This window comes from Vibrio sp. R11-SG3-ISO3-SZ, from assembly GCF_059834345.1.
This window is the reverse complement of record NZ_JCBDGX010000022.1, coordinates 1-21953: the sequence shown is the minus strand read 5'-3', so window position 1 is coordinate 21953 and position 21953 is coordinate 1. Positions and strand designations below refer to the sequence as shown.

Sequence of the window (21953 nt, the reverse complement as noted above, 5' to 3'; positions counted from 1 at the left end):
CTCAAGCTTTTCCGCCTCACGCCGTTAATAAAAGTAACTTTGAGAGAACTACTTTGGTTTTCCGAGACGTCGGAAACCGGATACATCGGAAAATCAATTTGGAGAAATCACCATGGCAGTGAATGTAAATACTAACGTAGCAGCAATGACAGCACAGCGTTACCTAAATAGCGCGAACAATGCACAACAAGCTTCAATGGAGCGTCTATCTTCTGGTTTTAAAATCAACAGTGCGAAAGACGACGCAGCAGGTCTACAGATCTCAAACCGTTTGAATGTGCAAAGCCGCGGTCTTGATGTCGCTGTACGTAACGCGAACGACGGTATCTCTATCGCGCAAACTGCTGAAGGTGCGATGAACGAGACAACCAACATCTTGCAACGTATGCGTGACCTATCGCTTCAATCAGCGAATGGCTCGAACTCAAAATCTGAGCGCGTGGCGATTCAAGAAGAAGTCACAGCTCTAAACGACGAGCTAAACCGTATCGCGGAAACAACCTCTTTTGGTGGTAACAAGTTGCTTAACGGTACTTACGCAACGAAATCGTTCCAAATCGGTGCAGACAACGGTGAAGCCGTCATGCTGACGCTCAACGACATGCGTTCTGACAACGTTGGCATGGGCGGTACTAGCTACGTTGCACAAAACGGTAAAGATAAGGATTGGTCTGTTCAAGCGGGTACCAATGATCTCACGATCAACCTGACTGACACTGACGGCCAAGCACAAACCATCAATATCACCGCGAAAGAAGGGGATGATATTGAAGAGCTTGCGACTTACATCAACGGTCAAACTGACATGGTAAAAGCCTCGGTTGATGAAGATGGTCAACTGCAAATCTTTGCAGGTACCAACAAAGTTGACGGCGCAGTGAGCTTCTCTGGTGGTCTAGCGGGCGAGCTAAACATGGGCCCAGGTCAAGACGTAACAGTGAACACCATTGACGTGACGACGGTGGGCGGCGCGCAAGAGTCTGTCGCGATTGTTGATGCGGCGCTTAAATATGTGGATAGTCACCGTGCAGAGTTGGGTGCGTTCCAAAACCGCTTCAACCACGCGATCAACAACTTGGACAACATCAACGAAAACGTCAACGCGTCGAAGAGCCGAATCAAAGACACTGACTTCGCGAAAGAGACAACAGCACTAACCAAATCTCAGATCCTGTCTCAAGCGTCAAGCTCAATCTTGGCTCAAGCGAAACAGGCGCCAAACTCGGCACTCAGCCTACTTGGCTAATCGCCCTCCGCGCTTATCGAATAAAAATCCAGCTTCGGCTGGATTTTTTACGTTTGGTGTTTGCAAGGATTTTCATGGTAGTTAGATCAGTTTCACGAAATTGTACGGATGTGAGGCAAAGAGAAAAAAACTTCATTTTTTTTCTAAAGGTATTTTTTGTTTCGCCGTTACAAGACTGAGAGAAATGAGATGCGCCGAAGTGAGGTGAGAGACACGACAGCGCATCACCCCTAATGCCAAAGGAGATCAATATATGGCAATTAACGTAAACACGAACGTGTCTGCGATGACCGCTCAGCGCTACCTCAATGGGGCGTCGGATGGTATGCAGAAATCCATGGAGCGTTTGTCATCGGGTTACAAAATCAACAGTGCCCGTGATGATGCTGCCGGTCTACAAATCTCAAACCGTTTAACGTCTCAGAGTCGTGGTCTTGACATGGCGGTGAAGAATGCCAATGACGGTATCTCTATTGCTCAGACGGCTGAAGGTGCGATGAATGAAACCACCAACATCCTTCAACGTATGCGTGATTTGGCACTGCAATCGTCTAATGGTTCGAACTCGCGCTCAGAGCGAATTGCGATCCAAGAAGAAGTCACGGCGCTGAACGATGAATTGAATCGTATAGCCGAAACCACTTCGTTTGGTGGCAATAAGTTGCTCAATGGTACTTATGGCAGTCAGTCGTTCCAGATTGGTGCCAGTTCCGGTGAGGCGGTGATGTTATCCATGGGCAACATGCGTTCTGATACAGCAGACATGGGCGGTAAAGCGTATATTGCTACGGCGGGTAAAACACCCGATTGGACAGTGAGTGCAGGGGCGAGCGACCTGACTTTAGACTATACTGACGTGCACGGTGAGGCGAAAAGCTTGACCATCAACGCGAAAGAAGGCGACGACATCGAGCAATTGGCCACTTACATCAATGGTCAAAGTGAAGATGTGAAAGCGTCGGTTGGCGAAGATGGCAAACTGCAACTGTTCGCTGCGACCAATAAAGTCTCTGGTGATGTCACCATTGGCGGTGGTCTTGGTGGAGAGATCGGCTTTGGCGCCGCGCAAGATAAAACTGTCGCAGATGTCGATGTCACTACCGTTGCGGGCTCGCAACTGGCAGTGTCAGTGATTGATGGCGCGCTAAAGAGCGTGGACAGCCAGCGCGCGGAGCTTGGTGCGTTCCAGAACCGCTTTGGTCATGCGATCAGTAACTTGGATAACATCAACGAGAACGTCAATGCGTCTCGTAGCCGTATCCTTGATACAGATTACGCCAAAGAGACGACAGCGATGACCAAATCGCAAATTCTCCAGCAAGCGAGTACGTCGGTTCTAGCGCAAGCTAAGCAGTCACCGTCGGCAGCTCTTAGCTTATTAGGTTAATCGGTAGGTTCGCAGGAGCTTATTGGTAGTAGCATGCGCTACTGACCTATGAGGTGGAAGGGAGATTGTTATGGACATACCATCTAACACATCGAACATCCAGCCTTACGGCTCAGAAAGTGGCACTAAAATTGCTTCTAAGTATGATGGTGCGCAGTCCATTTCTTTAAGTAAAGAAAAGGCCTCTACCCATGAAATGAGCAAGCAGTCTGCCGAGTCTGTCACGCAAGCGATAGAAGCGGCGAAAGCTCGTGAAAAGCTCAATAGCCAAGAAAGGCAACGTTTGGTCGAGGAGATGAATGATTTCATTTCGTCCATCAACAAAGGGTTGTCCTTTCGAGTGGATGAAGAGTCGGGGAGAGATGTGGTCACTATTTACGAAGCGAGTACTGGCGATATTATCCGCCAGATACCCGACGAAGAGATGCTGGTAATATTGCGGCGCCTAAGGGAACAAACGGCTCGATACTCATCGGGCTTAGTAAACCAAACGGTGTGATCGTACTTCGAGGTGATTGAATGAGTTTTGGCCCTATTGGGATGAACACTGGCATGGACATCAATTCCATGGTCAGCAAAATTGTTGATTCGGAGCGTGTGCCTAAGCAGCAACGTATCGACAATGAGCGAGCCGAAATTGAGTCTAGTATCAGTGCCTATGGGCGACTCAGAGAGTCGCTGGATACGATGAGAAGCTTGATGCAAAACTTTCGTACAGAGAAAGCGTTTGCAGCAAGAAAGGTCGATACGACCGATGACTCTGTTGTCTCCGCGACGGCAACCACAGAAGCTATCGCTGGTCGATACGCTATCGATGTGTTGCAGCTTGCCCAAAGTCATAAAATTGCGTCTGATGTTTTGCCAGCAGATGGCAAATTTGGACCGGGCAAGCTGCAGATTTCGATGGGCAACCGAAGTTTTGATGTCGATGTTCAATCCGGCTCGAAACTGGTCGATATTGTACGTGGTATCAACAACGATAAAGCCAATCCAGGCGTTCGCGCCTCAATCATTAACGACGTAGACGGCCCTCGTCTTATCGTCGCCTCCAATAAATCCGGTGAAGAGAACAGCGTATCGCTGCTTGCAGACGCACAGCCGGGTGATCTACTTAAAAATCTAGAATACAAAACGCTTGAGCAGCGCGTGAAAGATCTCGAACGTGCACGTGCTCAGGCGCAAGAACTGCTTGTCCCTCTCACTCCAGAAGAGCAAGCGGTTGCCGACAACATCGCGCAAAGAAACATCGAAGCGGCAAAACTTGTCGATCAGGAAATTGCCGATGCCTCAAAGCAAGCGGCCATTCAAGCCGACCCTAACGCTGCCAAAGATGCGTCAGCAGGGAATGAGCTGTCCGATAGTGCAGCAGCAGCGGCGGCCGGCGCGGGTGTTGAGGCGAACAAGTACATCAAACCAGAAGATCGCATTCCAGGTTGGACGGAAACCGCTTCAGGGACTTTGCTCGACTCTTATTGGGAACCAGAGCCTGAGCTCGATGCCAAAGCGCGCGAGAAAGCCGGTGATGTCCCTGGATGGAGTAACACCGCGTCAGGCACACTGACAGACTCCTACGTGACGCCGAAAGAGGCGCAAGCCAAGCTCGAAGCAGAACAAGCCCGTATTGAGCAGAAGGTGGCCGACGAAAAAGCCGCGCTTCAGCAGCGCGTTGATGCTGGCGAATTGACAGCAGAACAAGCCAAAGAGTTGGAGCGAGCAAAATTACCGAAAGAAGAGCGCGAATATCTAGAACGTGTCGATGCCGCGCAAAAAGCCCTTGAGGACGCACAACGCTCTTTTGAGTCTTATCGCGGGATGACGCAGGTCCAAGCAGCCCAAGACTCCAAAGTGATGCTTGATGGTGTCGCCCAGTTGTCGAGTGACAACAACATTATCGAAAATGCCATTGAAGGGGTCGATTTAACCTTAAAAGGTCGTACGACGCCCGGAAAACCCGCATCGGAAATCGATATAGAGTATGACCGAGAAGGTGTACGCCAAGATATTGAGCAGTTCGTTGCTGCTTACAATCAGTTCTATCAAGTCTCAAAAGAACTGTCTGGAGTCGATCCCCGTACAGGTATGGCGGGTCCATTATCAGGCGACAGTATCGTCCGCAATGCCGATGCTAGGTTGAAATCAGTCTTCTCATCCGCTATTGAGCCTGCGCCGGATGACCTCAAAACATTAACCGAGTTTGGTATCACCACCACACGTCAGGGTAATCTTGAGATTAATTACGCGATGCTCGACAGGCAAATCAACAATAACTTCAATAAGCTTGAAGCCTTTTTTGGCGGCAATCAAGGGTTTGCCAAGAAAGTGGAAGATGCCATTCAAGGGTTAACTGGCGCGACTGGGTCGATTCGAACTCGTGAGCAGAGCATGATTGAGCGCAACTATGGTCTTCGAGATGATCAGGCGGCACTGGATCGCCGCATGGCGAGTTTGGAGCAGCGAACTCACGCCAAATTTTCGGCGATGCAGGACGCGACCGGTAAAATGCAATCACAGTTAGCAGGGATGATGAATGCACTTGGCGGATGATTTTTCGGCGCAACTGGCCACTTTGTGTGATATTGATCAAGCTATTGGCCATCTGCTTTCAATAGATGACATAAATACTGAAGAAATCACCGCCCAAGTCGATACAAGGGAACAGATATTGCAGAAGTTACTCTGCATGATCAAACAGTGCCCTGAGTTAGCGCAATTGCCGGCTTGGCAACGCGCCATAGATGACACTGCGGCCATGGTGAAGTTGATGCAACAGAAAACGGCCCTCGCAGGCCAAGCGCTAAAACAGTATCGTCATGGTCAACGCTCGGTTCAGCAGTACAAAAAGTTTTTATAAAAGAGGATAGTTATGCGTGGTTCTTTACAGGCTTACAAGAAGGTATCGGTTGATAGCCAGCTCAGTGCGGCCTCCCCGCATAAGATAGTGCAAATGCTGATGGCTGGAGCTATCGAGCGTCTTATTCAAGGGAAAGCAGCAATGCAAGCTGGCAATGTTCCAGTGAAGGGAGAGCGTTTGGGTAAAGCGTTAGACATCATCATCAGCTTACGCAGCTGCTTATCGATGGATGATGGCGGTGACATTGCACAGAATCTCGATCAACTCTATGAGTTTATGATCACTCAGATCACGGAAGCGAATCATAAAAATGAACCGCAGCCTATTGACGATGTGATTGAGATTATCCGTGAAATCAAATCAGCATGGGATCAAATACCCACTGAGTTTCATAACCTTACCGCAGCAGAAGTGGGCATTTAACCCGCACTTCGGTCAAGAAATGTTAAGTCGAAAGCCTTTCATTAACGCGCTTTTGGCTTAACATCACACCGAGTTATTGCTCGGTTGCCTTTTGCTATTTATCACATAGAATATAAGTCACTACGTAGCCTAGTGGCTTATTTTTGTTGTAGAAGTTTATACATTCTCTGTCGTTACACCTACACTGTAATTGAAAGACGTTAGAACAGATAAAACAGCCACAACGTTTCTGATAAAAGGCAAATATTCTCACCTATGCAAGGTTTAGCAAAAATTCTCGTGATTGAGGATGACGCGCAGGCGCGAATCAATCTGAGTAACATATTGGAGTTTGTAGGAGAACAGTGTGAGGCCATCTCTTCTCGCCAATTAGAAGAGCCCAATTGGTCTGGTTTGTGGGGCGGCTGTATCGTCGGTTCCCTGATTGGAGACTCACTGCCTGCAAGCCTGAGTGAAAAACTGGCCTCTGCCAACCATATCCCTTTACTGATAGCCGGTACGCATTCTTATCCCGTCGATGAGCTGACCAATTATGTTGGCGATCTCGAATACCCATTAAATTACCCGCAACTCAGTGAAGCCTTACGTCACTGCAAAGACTTTCTAGGCCGCAAAGGTGTGAATGTCTCTGCATCGACTCGAAAAAACACCTTGTTCCGAAGTCTGGTTGGCCAGAGCATGGGCATTAAGGAAGTGCGTCACCTAATCGAGCAAGTGTCTGGCACGGAAGCGAATGTGTTGATTCTGGGTGAGTCCGGTACAGGTAAAGAAGTGGTGGCACGCAATATTCATTACCACTCAGCGCGACGCAATGGGCCTTTTGTGCCGATCAACTGCGGTGCTATTCCACCGGACCTGCTGGAAAGCGAACTGTTTGGTCATGAAAAGGGCGCGTTTACCGGCGCGATCACTTCAAGAAAAGGGCGCTTTGAACTGGCAGAAGGCGGTACACTCTTTTTGGATGAAATCGGCGATATGCCGATGCCGATGCAGGTTAAACTGTTGCGGGTTTTGCAAGAGCGCACATTTGAACGTGTTGGTGGCAACACCACGATTCGTGTCAACGTACGAGTGATTGCCGCTACTCACCGGAATCTTGATAATATGATTGTGGATCAATCTTTCCGCGAAGACCTCTACTATCGTCTCAACGTTTTTCCAATCGAAATGCCCGCTCTGCGTGATCGTAAAGAAGACATTCCGTTGCTATTGCAAGAGTTGATGACGCGAATGGAATCGGAAGGATCGCAGCCTATTTGCTTCACGCCTCGTTCTATCAATTCATTGATGGAACATGAGTGGCCTGGCAATGTCCGCGAGCTCGCGAACTTGGTAGAGCGTATGATTATCCTCTATCCCAACAGTTTGGTTGACGTTAACCACTTACCCACCAAGTATCGTTATAGTGACATTCCTGAGTTTCAACCAGAGTACCACTCCACGGAGTCGGTTGAAGAGCAGGAGCGTGATGCCTTGCATGATATTTTCTCTGAAGACTTTAGCTTCGAAGGGAGCGACCCATTTCAAGAGTTTGATAACGCGCCGCAAGATCTGCCGCCCGAAGGCGTCAATCTTAAAGAGATGCTCGCAGAGCTTGAGGTCAACATGATCAATCAAGCCCTTGAAGCGCAAAGTGGTGTTGTGGCACGCGCAGCGGATATGCTAGGCATGCGACGCACCACCTTAGTTGAGAAAATGCGCAAATATAATTTGCAGCGCTAAAGCGACAAAAACTCAACTGTCAAATAATCGACTTTTGTAAGTCTTTGAAAAACATATAAAATAGCCTGGTATGCAATTTGCATTTCAGGCTATTGTTGTATTTACGATAAGAATGTCGACATGACCTCAAACCCACCGACAGAACCCGCGATGCCATTGGGCACGCTAGAAGAGCAAGTAGCACGTTATCAGCAAGTGTTGGATGTGATGCCCGCAGGTGTCATTTTGCTCGATACACAAGGTGTTGTACGAGAAGCCAACCCTGAAGCGCAAAAATTACTTGAAGTCCCGCTGGTGGGGTCGCGTTGGTTTGAAGTGATTCAGCACGCGTTTGCGCCGCGTGAAGACGATGGCCATGAAATTTCTTTGCGCAATGGGCGCAAAGTCCGACTGGCGATTTCCGCCTCGGCGACGGGGCAATTGATTCTCATCACTGACCTTACCGAGACGCGTTTGCTGCAGTCGCGTATCAGTGATTTACAGAGACTCTCTTCGCTCGGACGTATGGTGGCGTCGCTGGCCCATCAGGTGAGAACACCTTTATCGAGTGCCATGTTGTACGCCTCTAATTTAGCGGCGCAGAACCTGCCTCCTGCAACGAAAGACCGCTTTCAATCCAAATTAATGGATCGATTGCATGACTTGGAAAAGCAGGTCAACGACATGTTGCTGTTTGCCAAAGGCGGCGACAACAAAGTCGTTAAACCTTTTTGCATTGGCGAGTTAGTGGATGAGTTCTCCCCCATGGTGGAGACCGCGTTAAAGAACAATCAGATAGACTATCATTTAGAAGTAGAGCAAGAAGAGACCTTACTGCTCGGCAATGCCAATGCGTTAGCGTCAGCCTTGAGTAACTTGGTGATGAATGCGATCCAAATTGCAGGCAAAGAGTCTCAACTCGACGTCTTTTTTAGGCCCGTGAAGGGTGAACTGAAAATCTCGGTTCAAGACAGTGGCCCAGGGGTACCCCCTGAGCTGCAAAGCAAAATCATGGAGCCCTTTTTCACCACACGCTCCCAAGGTACTGGGCTTGGCCTTGCGGTGGTACAGATGGTGTGTCGAGCGCACGATGGGCGTTTAGAGCTCATATCAGAACCGGGTGATGGCGCATGCTTCACCATGTGTATTCCGTTGCAGCGCAACGTGGAACCCAATCAAGATCTAAGCACTGGAGAATAACAATGGCTCAAAGCAAAGTACTGATCGTTGAAGACGATGAAGGTCTACGCGAAGCGTTGGTCGATACGTTAGCGCTGGCGGGGTACGAATGGCTTGAAGCGGACAGCGCCGAAGACGCGTTGGTTAAGCTAAAAAGCCAAGAGGTGGATATCGTTGTTTCTGATGTGCAAATGGCAGGCATGGGCGGTCTCGCCTTGCTAAGAAACATCAAGCAGCACTGGCCTAACTTGCCGGTGCTATTGATGACGGCCTACGCCAATATCGAAGATGCCGTGTCAGCGATGAAAGAGGGCGCCATTGACTACATGGCAAAACCTTTTGCTCCAGAAGTCCTACTTAATATGGTCAGCCGATACGCGCCGATCAAATCGGATGACAATGGCGACGCTGTAGTCGCAGACCAAAAAAGCCTTAAGCTGCTGGCGTTGGCCGATAGAGTGGCGAAAACCGATGCGAGCGTGATGGTGCTTGGCCCAAGCGGTTCGGGCAAAGAGGTTATGTCTCGCTACATACACAATGCGTCATTGCGCAAAGAGGGCCCTTTTGTCGCGATTAACTGCGCCGCGATCCCAGATAATATGCTTGAAGCTACCTTATTTGGTTATGAGAAAGGGGCCTTTACGGGCGCCGTTCAAGCGTGTCCGGGTAAGTTTGAGCAAGCGCAAGGCGGTACGATTTTACTCGACGAAATCAGTGAGATGGACTTGAGCCTACAAGCCAAACTGCTGCGTGTTTTGCAAGAGCGAGAAGTGGAACGTTTGGGGAGTCGCAAAAGCATCAAACTGGACGTGCGCGTACTGGCGACCAGTAACCGCGATCTTAAGCAATACGTCCAAGAAGGGCATTTTCGCGAAGATTTGTACTACCGCCTCAATGTCTTTCCGATTACTTGGCCAGCACTGTGTGACCGACCGGGGGATATTGAACCGCTCGCTAATCACTTGATGCAGCGTCACTGTTCAAAACTTGGGATGCCGGTTCCGCAGTTGGAGCAAAGTGCGATTCATAAATTGCTGACTTACCGTTGGCCTGGCAACGTACGTGAATTGGATAACGTGGTGCAACGTGCCCTGATTCTTAGCGATCAAGGGCAGATTCACGCTGAGCACATTCTGTTGGAAGGGCACGATTGGCATGACGCGTCAGGCTTACAACAAGTCGTTCAAGAGAGTCATGTGATGGCGCCGGAGGTCAAGCCGATTGCTGAAGCGGAGGCATCGCGTCAGCTCTCAGGGGGAAGTGGCTTGGGAGGCGAGCTTCGTGACCAAGAATACGCAATCATTTTGGAGACCATGGCCGAGTGTCAAGGGCGCCGCAAAGAGATGGCCGAGAAGCTGGGTATCAGTCCACGTACCTTGCGCTACAAGTTAGCGAAAATGCGTGATGCGGGGATTGATATTCCTAACTAACGTGCTATTTTTCGTCTCATTCAAACGTGGCATGCAGTTTGCAGCGTCAGAGAAACAGCAGAACAAAATGTCAAAGAGTTGACAATCGAGGTACGGATGAAAATTGACGGTTTTCAGGGCGAAATGCAAGCCATGATGTTTGAAGCAAGTAACACCAGACCTGCTGCCACCGGTCATACGGTTGGGGCGGATTTTGGCGACTTACTCAACAATGCCATCAATAACGTCAATCAACTTTCGAAAACCTCGAGCAACTTACAAATGCGCTTTGACCGCGGAGATGAAGATGTCTCTTTGTCTGATGTCATGATTGCCCGCAACAAATCGAGCGTGGCCTTTGATGCGACAATCCAAGTACGAAACAAGTTTGTTGAAGCGTACAAAGAATTGATGAATATGCCAGTTTAATAGTAGGTATCGACGGTGGCAGAACCAACTCAATCCACAGACCTAACCGTAGCGGATGACCATGTCGATAGCACCATGCTATCGACGGATATCGATAGCGGTGGTCAAAACCCCGATCTTGATGAAAAAAGCAGCTCCAAGTTTGATATGGCGGTGGGCGATCTCGACCTGCTGCGTCAAGTGGTGCTGGTTCTGTCGATCTCAATCTGTGTCGCATTGATTGTGATGCTGTTTTTTTGGGTCAAAGAGCCCGATATGCGCCCACTCGGAGCGTACGATACCGAGGAATTGATTCCTGTCTTAGATTACCTTGATCAGCAAAAGCTAGACTACAAACTCGACGGCAACACTATTTTGGTGCCTGCGAGCGATTACAACTCACTCAAACTCAATATGGTCCGCGCGGGCCTCAACACCGAGAAACAGGCGGGTGATGAGATCTTGCTGCAAGACATGGGATTTGGGGTTTCGCAACGTCTCGAACAAGAGCGTCTTAAGCTCAGCCGTGAACGCCAACTCTCTAAAGCGATAGAAGAGATGACTCAAGTGCGTAAAGCGCGTGTGTTGCTTGCGTTGCCTAAGCAAAGTGTGTTTGTGCGTCACAATCAAGAGGCCTCAGCGTCGGTATTTTTGACTTTGCGTACCGGCACTAGCCTTAAGCAAGAAGAGGTCGACTCGATTGTTGATATGGTCGCGAGCGCAGTTCCGGGCATGAAGCCGACCCGCATTACCGTGACGGATCAGCATGGTCGCTTACTGAGCTCTGGCTCGCAAGATCCAGCCTCTGCGGCAAGACGCAAAGAGCATGAGCTAGAGCGTAAACAAGAACAAGCCTTGCGGGACAAAATTGATTCGGTATTGATCCCGATATTAGGCTTTGGTAACTACACCGCTCAGGTCGATATCCAACTTGATTTTAGTGCGGTCGAACAGACGCGTAAGAGCTTTGACCCTAATACACCCGCAACGCGCAGTGAATACACCCTTGAAGATTACAACAATGGTAATGTGGTCGCTGGCGTGCCAGGCGCACTGAGTAACCAACCGCCTGCCGATGCTTCCATTCCTCAAGATGTGGCCCAAATGAAAGATGGGTCGCTACTTGGCCAAGGTTCTGTGCATAAAGAGGCGACGCGCAACTTCGAACTCGATACCACCATCAGTCATGAGCGTCGTCAAACAGGTGTCGTGAATCGCCAAACGGTCGCCGTCGCGATAAAAAATCGTGCTGTGGTCAATCCTGAAACCGGTGAGACGACCTACCAGCCGCTCTCGGATGCTGACTTAAATTCGATTCGACAAGTATTGGTCGGCGCTGTTGGCTTTAACGAAAATCGCGGTGATTTGTTGAATGTGCTGAGTATGCAATTTGCCGAGCCAGAGATGGACATCGTCCAAGATGTGCCACTATGGGAACACCCGAATTTCAACGACTGGGTACGTTGGTTTGCTAGTGCGCTCGTGATTATTGTGGTGGTACTGGTGCTTGTGCGCCCAGCCATGAAGAAACTGCTCAACCCAGCATCGGATGACGATGAACAACTGTATGGCCCAGATGGCTTACCGATTGGCGCCGATGGTGAAACAAGCTTAATTGGGAGTGATTTAGAAGGTGGCGAGCTGTTTGAGTTTGGCTCAAGTATTGACCTTCCAAATCTACACAAAGATGAAGACGTGCTGAAAGCGGTTCGTGCATTGGTTGCGAATGAGCCGGAACTCGCGGCACAAGTTGTGAAGAACTGGATGCAAAATGCCTAACGAAATGGTCCCACAGGGGGGCGGTGAAGAATCAGAAAACACCGTGGATATTGAATCAATACCGGGTGAGGAGCGCGCGGCGATTCTATTGTTGAGTCTCAATGAAGAGGACGCAGCAGGCATTATTCGCCACTTAGAGCCCAAACAAGTACAACGCGTGGGTAGCGCTATGGCGCGCGCGTCGGATTTAAGCCAAGACAAAGTTGGGGCGGTGCACCGCGCTTTTCTTGAAGATATCCAAAAATACACCAACATTGGTATGGGTAGCGAAGACTTCATGCGTAATGCCCTAGTGGCGGCGCTCGGTGAAGACAAAGCGAATAACTTGGTTGACCAAATCCTGCTGGGTACGGGCTCGAAAGGCCTTGATTCCCTCAAGTGGATGGACCCACGTCAAGTGGCCAGCATCATCGTCAACGAACACCCGCAGATTCAAACCATTGTCTTGTCCTACCTAGAGCCCGATCAATCGGCGGAGATTTTGTCTCAGTTTGCCGAGCGCGATCGTCTCGACCTGATGATGCGTATTGCGAACCTCGAGGAAGTCCAGCCTTCAGCATTGGCCGAGCTAAACGAAATCATGGAGAAGCAGTTTGCGGGTCAAGCAGGGGCGCAAGCCGCCAAGATTGGTGGCTTGAAAGCCGCAGCCGAAATCATGAACTACATGGACAACAACATCGAAGGCGTCTTGATGGAGCAGATGCGCGATCAAGACGAAGATATGGCGACACAGATCCAAGATTTGATGTTCGTGTTCGAGAACTTGATCGAGGTCGACGACCAAGGTATCCAAAAATTGCTGCGTGATGTTCCGCAAGATGCGTTGCAGCGTGCACTCAAAGGTGCCGATGACGCATTGCGCGAGAAGATCTTCAAGAACATGTCTAAGCGTGCAGCTGAGATGATGCGTGATGATCTTGAAGCCATGCCTCCGATCAAGGTGTCGGATGTGGAAACCGCTCAAAAAGAAGTCTTGGCGATTGCGCGTCGCATGGCCGATGCGGGCGAAATTATGCTTGGCGGCGGCGCAGACGAGTTCTTGTAATGGTTTGGGTCATCACCGCTCAACCGAGTGATGACCGCAACGCAAATCAACGCGAAGAGCGATCAGTAATTCAGTGAACGATCAGTACCTCAGTGAGTAAAAGTGTTATGGCCGGAGAAAGAAAGCGCGGTTTTTTACGATTGGATGATGAAGAAGTGGTGGTCCAAAAAGCGGAGCGCTGGGGCATGCCTGACTACACGTCACACACTCACCAGCAAGCCAAAGAAACGGCGCTGAATTACGATCCGAGCTGGATGCCTTTGCCCACCGAACCTGAAGAAGAGGCGCCCGTTGAGCTGACCGATGAGCAAATTGAGCACATCAAGCAGCAGGCGTATCAAGATGGATTGCTGCAAGGTCAAGAAGCCGGTTTCAAGCAAGGCTATGAGAAAGGCAAAGAGCAAGGCTTAGCGGAAGGCCATCAAGAAGGGCTCGAAGCGGGCCGTCAAGAAGGTGTCACGGCAGGCGAAGCCTTTATCAAAGAACAAGTCGATACCTTCATCAACTTAGCCAACCAATTCGCTCAGCCGCTTGAACTGATGAACGCCCAAGTGGAAAAACAGTTGGTCGATATGGTCCTCATCTTGGTGAAAGAGGTGGTGCATGTCGAAGTTCAAACCAATCCTCAAGTCATTCTAGACACCATCAAACAGTCGGTGGAATCTCTGCCTATTTCCGGTCACGCGATTACCTTAAAACTTCACCCCGACGATGTCGCTATTATCCGTTCTGCCTATGGCGAAGACGAATTGAACCTGCGTAATTGGAACTTGATGAGTGAGCCTGCTCTCAATCGGGGCGATGTTCAAATTGAAGCGGGGGAGTCGAGTGTCAACTATCGCCTTGAAGATAGGATTCGCAGCGTGATCCAAAGCTTTTGTGGTGTCAATCGCCATCAAGGTGGTGAGTGATGCTCGAGCTCGCTCAGCGTCTTGGCCAGTACAAAACCCACGGGTTAACGTGTCGCCCAGTGGCGTCCGGTAAGTTGATTCGCGTGGTGGGATTAACGCTCGAAGCGACCGGGTGCCGGGCTCCGATTGGCAGTTTGTGTACCGTGGAAACCATGCACGGTGAAATGGAAGCCGAAGTAGTCGGCTTTTCTGGCGACAACCTTTTTTTGATGCCGAGTGAGCAGATCACCGGCGTGCTGCCCGGGGCGAAAGTGACGCCGCTGACCAGTGATGCAGGCCTGCCTGTTGGTATGGAGCTTCTTGGTCGAGTGATTGACGGCGTAGGCAACCCACTCGATGGTCTTGGCCCGATTTATACCGAGAAAAAAGCCTCGTTTAATGTGGAACCGATTAATCCGCTGGCACGTAAACCGATCACGGAGCCGCTGGATGTCGGCATTAAAGCGATCAACGGCTTATTGACAGTGGGCAAAGGCCAACGTATTGGTCTGTTCGCCGGTTCTGGTGTCGGTAAATCGGTGACACTCGGTATGATGACTCGAGGCACAACTGCGCAAGTGGTGGTGGTCGGCTTGATCGGTGAACGTGGCCGAGAAGTGAAAGAGTTTATCGAAGAAATTTTGGGTGTGGATGGTCGCCAGCGCTCTGTGGTGGTCGCAGCGCCCGCCGATGCCTCGCCGTTGATGCGTTTGAAAGGGTGCCAGACCGCCCTGACCATTGCGGAATATTTTCGCGATCAAGGGCTCGATGTGCTGCTTTTAATGGACTCCTTAACCCGTTTTGCTCAAGCGCAACGTGAAATTGCGCTATCGGTTGGCGAACCGCCGGCAACCAAAGGTTACCCGCCTTCGGTCTTTGCCAAATTACCCGCTTTGGTAGAGCGAGCCGGTAACGGTGGCCCCGATCAGGGCTCCATTACCGCATTTTTTACCGTACTGACCGAAGGGGATGACCTGCAGGACCCGATAGCAGACGCATCGCGAGCCATTCTCGATGGTCACGTTGTGCTCTCGCGAGAAATGGCCGATGCGGGTCATTATCCAGCGATTGATGTCGAAAAATCGGTCAGTCGTGTCATGCCACAGATCACCACCGATGAGCATATTTTGATGTCCAAAGCGGTGAGACAAATCCTCTCGATTTGTCGCAAGAATCAAGATCTGGTCTCTATTGGTGCTTACAAACCGGGTACCGATGCAGCGATTGATGGCGCGTTTACTATCAAGCCGAAACTCGATGGTTATCTACAGCAAGGAATGAAAGAGAGCGTGCCGTACGATATGTGCGTAAATATGCTCAAGAACTTGCTGCAAGGAGAGTGATAGTCGATGGATAACGCGTTGGCATTCTTGCTAGAGCAGGCGAAAGAACAGGAAAATCAGGCGGTCATGGCGCTTACACAGGCTCGCGGTGAGCTAGAAGGCTATTACCGACAGCTCAAACAGATTGAGCAATACCGCCTAGATTACTGCCAGCAACTGGTTGAACGAGGTCAGCAAGGGTTAACGGCTAGCCAATATACCCACTTAAACCGCTTTTTAACCACGCTCGATGAGACCCTCGCCAAACAGCAGAAAGCCGAGCACCATTTTAAGAGTCAGGTAGAAAGCTGTGAGCAGCACTGGCTGGAGCGTCGCAAACAGCGACGTTCGTATGAATGGCTGATGGAGAAAAAACGCAGTGAAAAAGCGCGTGAACAAGAGCATCGCGAGCAAAAGCTGATGGATGAGTTTGCCACCTTGCAATATTCACGGCGGAAGCCGAACTGATCGCTCATTATCATCGTAAAAACTTCGTATTAGCTTCCAACTATGGCGTGATTTTTGCTGATATCCTAGCTAACCCCTGTTCCGTCTCTGCGCTGTTTCGAGATGATTAACTGTGAGTAGCTCAACTATGAATATCAATTTATCGTCTGTTTCTGACAGCGGAAAAGCCGCTAAGGTCGCGCCAAGCACGGGTGAGGCCAGCACTGAGAAAAACAGTGGAGAAGGCTTTTTTTCTAAACTCGCTGCGCTGATTAAAGGTGAAGGCGGAAAAGGCGACGGATCCGGTGATGGGGTAAAAGCGCAAGGCAAAGTCCCTGTAGAGAAAGCACCCGAAGAAAAAGCCCCCACAGAGCAAGCAAGCGCGAGTGAGGCGTCTAAGTCAACGTCTAACGGCGATAAGTCGACATCGACCGCCAATCAATCTACCGACGAGTTACTCGAGGCCGAATCGGTAAGTTCGAAAGCCGACGGTGCAAAAGGCGAAAGCGATCGCGCAGCCTCAGCTAAGGTGTTGGCTGCGACGGATGATAGCGAGGCCTCCCTACCGAAAGACCAAGCGGCGAAAATTGTGTCCGACAATGACCAAGTATTGCAGCGTCTGGATGAATCTAATCGTGCCCTCAAGGCAAAAGACGGCAAGAACTTGCCTCATGAAGCCAATGCCGCCAAGCTCGATCCTGCAACGGATACGCCTAAAGTGTCTGTTGAAGGGCAAGTGTCTGTTCAAGCCGCCGCCATCTCCGCTCAAGGCGATGAAAAGACCCAACCAGAATCCTTTGTGCGCTCAAATGAGAGTGAAGTGGTGAGAGTGCACGGCGAAACCCTGCACGCAAATAGCCAGGCTAGAGATGAAGGTCAAGATGCAAATGCAGTGCAAGCCGCCGCGGGCTCGGCCACTGTCAGCGATGGCGAATCGCTTGCTGTAAGCGAGGTATCTGAGCAGGCGAAAGCGGAATCGGCGAAAAAGTACCTTAATGTGGAGTCTCCACTTGTGGATAGCGAACAAGATGGTGCTTCGCCGCAGGTTGCCGCTGCAGTGACCGCGAGTGTGGCGGCAAAAGCGGGACAAGAACCCACATCAACCGATGCACTGCCTGTAGATAAGGCGACTCAACACCGTTTCAACACCGGGCAACATCAAGCCGATGCGACCGCAGCCCAAAACGCACGGAATGCCAGCGCCATGACGGTAGACACCGAATTTAGCGAAGCTGACGTTGATACGAACAGAGCAGAGCAAGCGGCCAATGTCTCTGCTGCCTCCTTGACTGCAGAGCCCCAAACCGTATCGGCCGATACTGTTACGGATACCGAAACGCCAACGCAAGCAACAGCCATCCCATGGGCCGTACAAGGTGAGGCGGTGGTCAAAGAGGAGGTCAATCTGGCCCGAGATCCGCAAGTGAAATCTCAGCAAGCGGTGCTCGCGCACTCAGTACAACAAGCGATGCATCAAACGCAGTCAGTGACACCTACGCCGCTGCAACAGGCTGCCACTTCGCCTATTCCTAACGCTGCCGCGCAAGCGATCCCCACATCGCCTATACCCACCGACCTAAGCGCCAGCGCGATGCGGAATGTGGCGGCGAACCCGGCACTGCAAGAGCAGGCACTGTTAAAATCGGCGTTGGGAGCGAAAGTCGCGGTGGGCGCCGTCCAAAGTGGGGAGAGCAAAGAGGCGGCATCGGGAGAGCATTTTGCTCAGCAGTTGGCCGCCGCGAGTGGGCAGCAGCTTGGCACTCAACCTAATGGCATGCGTGCGGAGCAAGCCAATCCTGCGCAAGTTCCTTTGCAGCTCAGCCGTGATGTGGCTGCGGATCAAGTGGCAGAGCGCGTACAGATGATGATGTCGAAAAACTTGAAAAACATCGACATTCGCCTTGATCCCCCTGAGCTAGGCCGCTTACAAATTCGCATGAACATGAATGGTGACGGCGCCACTGTCCACTTTACTGTCGCCAACCAAGGCGCGCGCGATATTATCGAGCAATCGATGCCAAGACTGCGTGAAATGCTCGCTCAGCAAGGGGTTCAGCTGGGAGACACCTCCGTTCAGCAACAGGCCTCTGGCCAGCAGCAAGGACGCTATGCAACAGGCAGTGGGCAAGGAAATGGTCAAGGGAGCAGCAATCACGCCTTTGGCGGTGAAGAAAACCTTGAACCAGACACCAATCTTGATTTGAATGTAGCAACAAAGCGTGATGGAATCAGTTATTACGCTTAAACTGTTAGAAAAACTAGGATTTAGAGACCGTTAAGTTATGGCAGACGAAGATATCACCGCAGAAGCTCCCAAAGGGAAAGGCAAATTACTGATCATAGTGGCCGTTGTTGTTGTCTTGCTGCTTGGCGGTGGTGGTGCCGCGTTCTTTTTGATGGGTTCAGATGAGCCCTCCGGAGAACAGGCTGCAACGCAACAGCAAGTGGTGACGCCCGCCGAGCCTGTCTCTTATGTCAATATTCCTCAGCCGTTTTTGTTTAACGTGACGGGCGACAAACGTGACCGCATGGTACAGATCAAAGTGCAGTTGATGGTGCGTGGCAGCGAAAATGAAAACCTGGCCCGCTATCACTCGCCACTGATCGAGAGTTCCCTGCTGAGCACGTTTGCTTCGGCAACGGTGGACCAACTACGCAGCGTCAACGGACGCGTGGAGTTGCGCGACAAAGCGACGGATGACATCAAGGCCAGTTTGACCAGAGCTGTGGGTCAGCCTGTGATTGAACGAGTGCTATTTACTGATTTTGTAATGCAATAGGTGACGCGTGACTGATCTATTAAGCCAAGATGAGATCGATGCGCTGCTTCACGGCGTCGATGACGTCGATGAGATAGAAGAAGAGAGTAACGAGCAAGACGCGAGCGCCGTCGATTTTGACTTTTCCTCTCAAGACCGCATTGTTCGTGGTCGGATGCCAACCCTCGAGCTGATCAACGAACGCTTTGCTCGTCATATGCGTATCAGCCTGTTCAACATGCTGCGTAAAACCGCTGAAGTCTCGATCAACGGCGTGCAGATGATGAAGTTCGGCGAGTATCAAAATACACTTTACGTACCGACCAGTCTCAACATGGTGCGCTTTCGACCTCTAAAAGGTACGGCGCTGATCACCATGGAAGCACGCTTAGTGTTTATTTTGGTGGAGAACTTCTTTGGCGGTGATGGCCGTTTTCACGCGCGGATTGAAGGGCGTGAATTTACGCCCACTGAACGTCGAATCGTTCAATTGCTGCTCAAAATCGTCTTTGAAGATTACAAAGAAGCATGGTCGCCTGTGATGGGGGTCGAGTTTGAGTATCTCGACTCCGAAGTGAACCCGAGCATGGCGAACATTGTCAGCCCGACGGAAGTGATCGTTGTGAGCTCGTTTCATATCGAAGTGGATGGCGGGGGCGGCGATTTCCATGTCGTGATGCCATACTCAATGGTAGAGCCGATCCGTGAGTTGCTCGATGCCGGTGTTCAATCGGATAAGATGGAAACTGACGTGCGCTGGAGCACGGCGCTGCGCGAAGAGATCATGGATGTCCCAGTGAACTTTCGCGTTAACTTGCTCGAGCAAGATATTTCCCTACGCGACCTAATGGAGCTGCGTCCTGGCGATATTATCCCGATCCATATGCCAGAGCACGCCACTATGTTTGTAGAAGAGTTACCGACCTATCGGGTCAAAATGGGCCGCTCAGGGGAAAACCTTGCGGTACAAATATCGGAAAAAATTAAGCGTCCCGATGTAGTGAAAACCGATATTGCCTTCTTGGGCAAAGATGTCATCTCCGAGTTAGAAGATGACGAAGGCGACATTGAAGATTAATTGAAGAGTAGGAATTAGGTATGGAACCAAGTGACGATCAGAAACTGGCGGACGAATGGGCGGCAGCCCTAGGAGAAGATCCCAACGCGCCAGAGATCGATGTGGATGAAGTGATGTCAGCGCAACTGGATGAGTTAGAAGATACCTCCTCACCCATTTCCGATGACGAGCGCCGTAAGCTCGATACCATCTTGGACATTCCGGTTACCATCTCTATGGAAGTGGGCCGCTCGCAGATCAGCATTCGTAACCTACTGCAACTCAACCAAGGTTCAGTGGTCGAACTTGAGCGCTTGGCCGGGGAGTCACTCGATGTATTGGTCAACGGCACCTTGATTGCCCACGGTGAAGTGGTGGTGGTCAATGACAAGTTCGGTATCCGTTTGACTGACGTTATCAGCCAAACTGAGCGTATTAAGAAGCTTCGTTAAGCCATGGGGCCTGCAACCGATAGCCAGTTAGACATAGCGACCACCTTTGGGTCGCTGTTGTTCGTTGTCGCTTTTATTTTGTTTTTGGCTTGGCTACTCAAGCGAATGCGCGTTCCCGCTATTGGCAATCAGCCGGGGTTGAGTGTGGTACGCCAAATCGCGGTGGGCACTAAAGAGCGTATCGTGATTGTTCAAGCCGGAGAAGAGCAGTTCTTAGTCGGCGTGACGGCGCAGTCTATCCAGTTGATTGCGAAGTTGGATAAGCCACTTTCTCAGGAGGAGTTAGCCACCAGTCCGTTTGCAAGCCAACTGACTCAGCTATTGAAAAAGAATGATAAATCGTAGTCGAACTTTTTGGGTCTGGATGACCTTGCTATGGTCTCTTCTCTCTACGGCGGTGGTCGCACAGGAGGAGTTAGCGACATCGGTACCGAGTAATGCGGCGGGCGCATCGTCTGTGACTGTCTCGGCGATGGAGCGTGAACAAGGCGCTTCCGGTAGCAGCGCACAAACGTTGTCGACCGGTAGCTTGACCGGCGGTGGCGGCGGTATCCCTGCCTTTACCATGACCACCAACCCTGACGGCACAGAAGACTATTCCGTCAATCTACAGATTCTCGCTTTGATGACCATGCTGGGCTTTTTGCCCGCCATGGTCATTTTGATGACCTCATTTACCCGCATCGTTGTGGTGATGTCTATTTTGCGTCAAGCGATGGGTTTGCAGCAGACGCCGTCGAACCAAGTGATCATTGGCATTGCTATCTTTCTTACTTTTTTCATCATGTCGCCAGTACTGAGTAAAATTAACGACGACGCGATTCAACCCTACATCAATGAACAAATCACGGCACGTGACGCGTTCGATTTGGCGCAAGTGCCAATGAAAGATTTCATGCTCAAACAGACGCGTGTTAAAGATCTGGAAACCTTTGTCAACATTTCGGGCTCCGACGCAACCGCTCCAGAAGAGGTGTCGATGGCGGTGCTGATCCCGGCGTTCATTACTTCTGAGCTCAAGACGGCGTTTCAAATCGGCTTTATGCTCTTTTTGCCTTTCCTCATCATTGACCTAGTGGTCGCTTCTGTCTTAATGGCCATGGGTATGATGATGCTCTCACCCATGATCGTCTCGCTACCATTCAAACTGATGCTGTTTGTGCTGGTGGATGGTTGGAACCTGATTTTGTCGACCTTGGCCGGCAGTTTTGCGTTGTAGCGGGAGGAGACCATGACGCCAGAGGTTTTTGTCGAAATGTTTCGCGGCGCACTGTGGATGGTGCTCATTATGGTGTGCGCCATCATTATCCCAAGCTTGCTGATTGGTCTTGTGGTGGCGATTTTCCAAGCCGCAACGTCGATTAACGAACAAACGTTGAGTTTCTTGCCACGTTTGATTGTCACATTGCTAGCGTTAATGCTGTTTGCTCACTGGATGACACAAATGCTCATGGAGTATTTCTTTGCCATGGTTGAGCGACTACCTCAGGTTCTCTACTAGGAGCGGGTATGGAATATCCCGCTAGCGTCGTCCTCGACTGGATTGCCAACTACTTTTGGCCCTACACGCGTATTGCTGCCATGTTGATGGTGATGTC

Annotated in this window: 22 protein-coding genes and 1 pseudogene; all 23 read left to right on the top strand. The window is 50.6% G+C overall.

All coding sequences use genetic code 11. The annotated features are described in order from the left end of the window. Window positions 1-112: 112 nt before the first annotated feature. Window positions 113-1246 carry a flagellin gene (locus AC6R1O_RS03075; RefSeq protein ID WP_334555237.1) on the top strand — a complete coding sequence of 378 codons (1134 nt, stop codon included), beginning with the start codon at window positions 113-115 and terminating at the stop codon, window positions 1244-1246. Window positions 1247-1499: 253 nt separating this feature from the next. Next, entirely contained in the window at window positions 1500-2633 is a 1134-nt protein-coding gene (locus tag AC6R1O_RS03070) for a flagellin (protein ID WP_487902628.1), read from the top strand. Window positions 2634-2703: 70 nt separating this feature from the next. After that, window positions 2704-3132 (top strand): flagellar protein FlaG, encoded by a 429-nt coding sequence (gene flaG, locus AC6R1O_RS03065; protein ID WP_334555239.1) that lies wholly within the window; start codon window positions 2704-2706, stop codon window positions 3130-3132. 20 nt (window positions 3133-3152) lie between these two features. Next, window positions 3153-5177, top strand: coding sequence for a flagellar filament capping protein FliD (gene fliD / locus AC6R1O_RS03060; protein WP_500632775.1), 2025 nt, complete (start codon window positions 3153-3155; stop codon window positions 5175-5177). Continuing rightward, window positions 5161-5484 carry a flagellar protein FliT gene (gene fliT / locus AC6R1O_RS03055; RefSeq protein ID WP_500632777.1) on the top strand — a complete coding sequence of 108 codons (324 nt, stop codon included), beginning with the start codon at window positions 5161-5163 and terminating at the stop codon, window positions 5482-5484. Before fliD ends, fliT begins: the two co-directional genes overlap by 17 nt. A gap of 12 nt (window positions 5485-5496) precedes the next feature. Next, a complete protein-coding gene (gene fliS / locus AC6R1O_RS03050; protein WP_500629280.1) occupies window positions 5497-5907 on the top strand; it encodes a flagellar export chaperone FliS in 411 nt (136 codons plus the stop codon). A gap of 255 nt (window positions 5908-6162) precedes the next feature. Then, window positions 6163-7629 (top strand): sigma-54 dependent transcriptional regulator, encoded by a 1467-nt coding sequence (locus AC6R1O_RS03045; RefSeq protein ID WP_334555243.1) that lies wholly within the window; start codon window positions 6163-6165, stop codon window positions 7627-7629. Between the two features lie 120 nt (window positions 7630-7749). After that, complete coding sequence (locus AC6R1O_RS03040) at window positions 7750-8808, top strand: sensor histidine kinase (RefSeq protein ID WP_500632778.1); 1059 nt, start codon at window positions 7750-7752, stop codon at window positions 8806-8808. A gap of 2 nt (window positions 8809-8810) precedes the next feature. Continuing rightward, window positions 8811-10217, top strand: coding sequence for a sigma-54-dependent transcriptional regulator (locus AC6R1O_RS03035; protein ID WP_500632779.1), 1407 nt, complete (start codon window positions 8811-8813; stop codon window positions 10215-10217). Window positions 10218-10313: 96 nt separating this feature from the next. Next, window positions 10314-10625, top strand: a complete 312-nt coding sequence (fliE, locus tag AC6R1O_RS03030; RefSeq protein WP_334555246.1) for a flagellar hook-basal body complex protein FliE — start codon at window positions 10314-10316, stop codon at window positions 10623-10625. Window positions 10626-10640: 15 nt separating this feature from the next. Further along, window positions 10641-12383 carry a flagellar basal-body MS-ring/collar protein FliF gene (gene fliF / locus AC6R1O_RS03025; RefSeq protein ID WP_487902635.1) on the top strand — a complete coding sequence of 581 codons (1743 nt, stop codon included), beginning with the start codon at window positions 10641-10643 and terminating at the stop codon, window positions 12381-12383. Next, window positions 12376-13428: a flagellar motor switch protein FliG gene (gene fliG, locus AC6R1O_RS03020; RefSeq protein WP_487902636.1), complete on the top strand. Its 1053-nt coding sequence runs from the start codon at window positions 12376-12378 to the stop codon at window positions 13426-13428. The genes fliF and fliG overlap by 8 nt, the downstream gene beginning before the upstream one ends. 107 nt (window positions 13429-13535) lie before the next feature. Then, window positions 13536-14339, top strand: a complete 804-nt coding sequence (gene fliH / locus AC6R1O_RS03015; RefSeq protein WP_500632780.1) for a flagellar assembly protein FliH — start codon at window positions 13536-13538, stop codon at window positions 14337-14339. Continuing rightward, complete coding sequence (gene fliI, locus AC6R1O_RS03010) at window positions 14339-15661, top strand: flagellar protein export ATPase FliI (RefSeq protein WP_500625996.1); 1323 nt, start codon at window positions 14339-14341, stop codon at window positions 15659-15661. Before fliH ends, fliI begins: the two co-directional genes overlap by 1 nt. Window positions 15662-15667: 6 nt before the next feature. Further along, window positions 15668-16108 carry a flagellar export protein FliJ gene (fliJ, locus tag AC6R1O_RS03005; protein WP_334555250.1) on the top strand — a complete coding sequence of 147 codons (441 nt, stop codon included), beginning with the start codon at window positions 15668-15670 and terminating at the stop codon, window positions 16106-16108. A gap of 127 nt (window positions 16109-16235) precedes the next feature. Beyond that, a complete protein-coding gene (locus tag AC6R1O_RS03000) occupies window positions 16236-18332 on the top strand; it encodes a flagellar hook-length control protein FliK (protein WP_500656469.1) in 2097 nt (698 codons plus the stop codon). Between the two features lie 37 nt (window positions 18333-18369). After that, window positions 18370-18867, top strand: coding sequence for a flagellar basal body-associated protein FliL (fliL, locus tag AC6R1O_RS02995; protein ID WP_334555252.1), 498 nt, complete (start codon window positions 18370-18372; stop codon window positions 18865-18867). A gap of 7 nt (window positions 18868-18874) precedes the next feature. After that, window positions 18875-19924 carry a flagellar motor switch protein FliM gene (gene fliM / locus AC6R1O_RS02990; RefSeq protein WP_334555253.1) on the top strand — a complete coding sequence of 350 codons (1050 nt, stop codon included), beginning with the start codon at window positions 18875-18877 and terminating at the stop codon, window positions 19922-19924. A 20-nt stretch (window positions 19925-19944) separates the two neighbouring features. Continuing rightward, window positions 19945-20355, top strand: coding sequence for a flagellar motor switch protein FliN (gene fliN / locus AC6R1O_RS02985; protein ID WP_334555254.1), 411 nt, complete (start codon window positions 19945-19947; stop codon window positions 20353-20355). A 3-nt stretch (window positions 20356-20358) separates the two neighbouring features. Then, window positions 20359-20700 carry a flagellar biosynthetic protein FliO gene (gene fliO / locus AC6R1O_RS02980; protein ID WP_487902640.1) on the top strand — a complete coding sequence of 114 codons (342 nt, stop codon included), beginning with the start codon at window positions 20359-20361 and terminating at the stop codon, window positions 20698-20700. Window positions 20701-20719: 19 nt separating this feature from the next. Beyond that, the gene (gene fliP / locus AC6R1O_RS02975) at window positions 20720-21574 is read left to right on the top strand and encodes a flagellar type III secretion system pore protein FliP (protein ID WP_334555277.1); all 855 of its coding nucleotides are present in this window, start codon (window positions 20720-20722) and stop codon (window positions 21572-21574) included. 12 nt (window positions 21575-21586) lie between these two features. After that, on the top strand, window positions 21587-21856 hold the full coding sequence (gene fliQ, locus AC6R1O_RS02970; RefSeq protein ID WP_487902641.1) for a flagellar biosynthesis protein FliQ: 270 nt from the start codon (window positions 21587-21589) through the stop codon (window positions 21854-21856). A gap of 8 nt (window positions 21857-21864) precedes the next feature. Next, window positions 21865-21953, top strand: a pseudogene (locus AC6R1O_RS02965) (flagellar biosynthetic protein FliR); the annotation flags it as partial.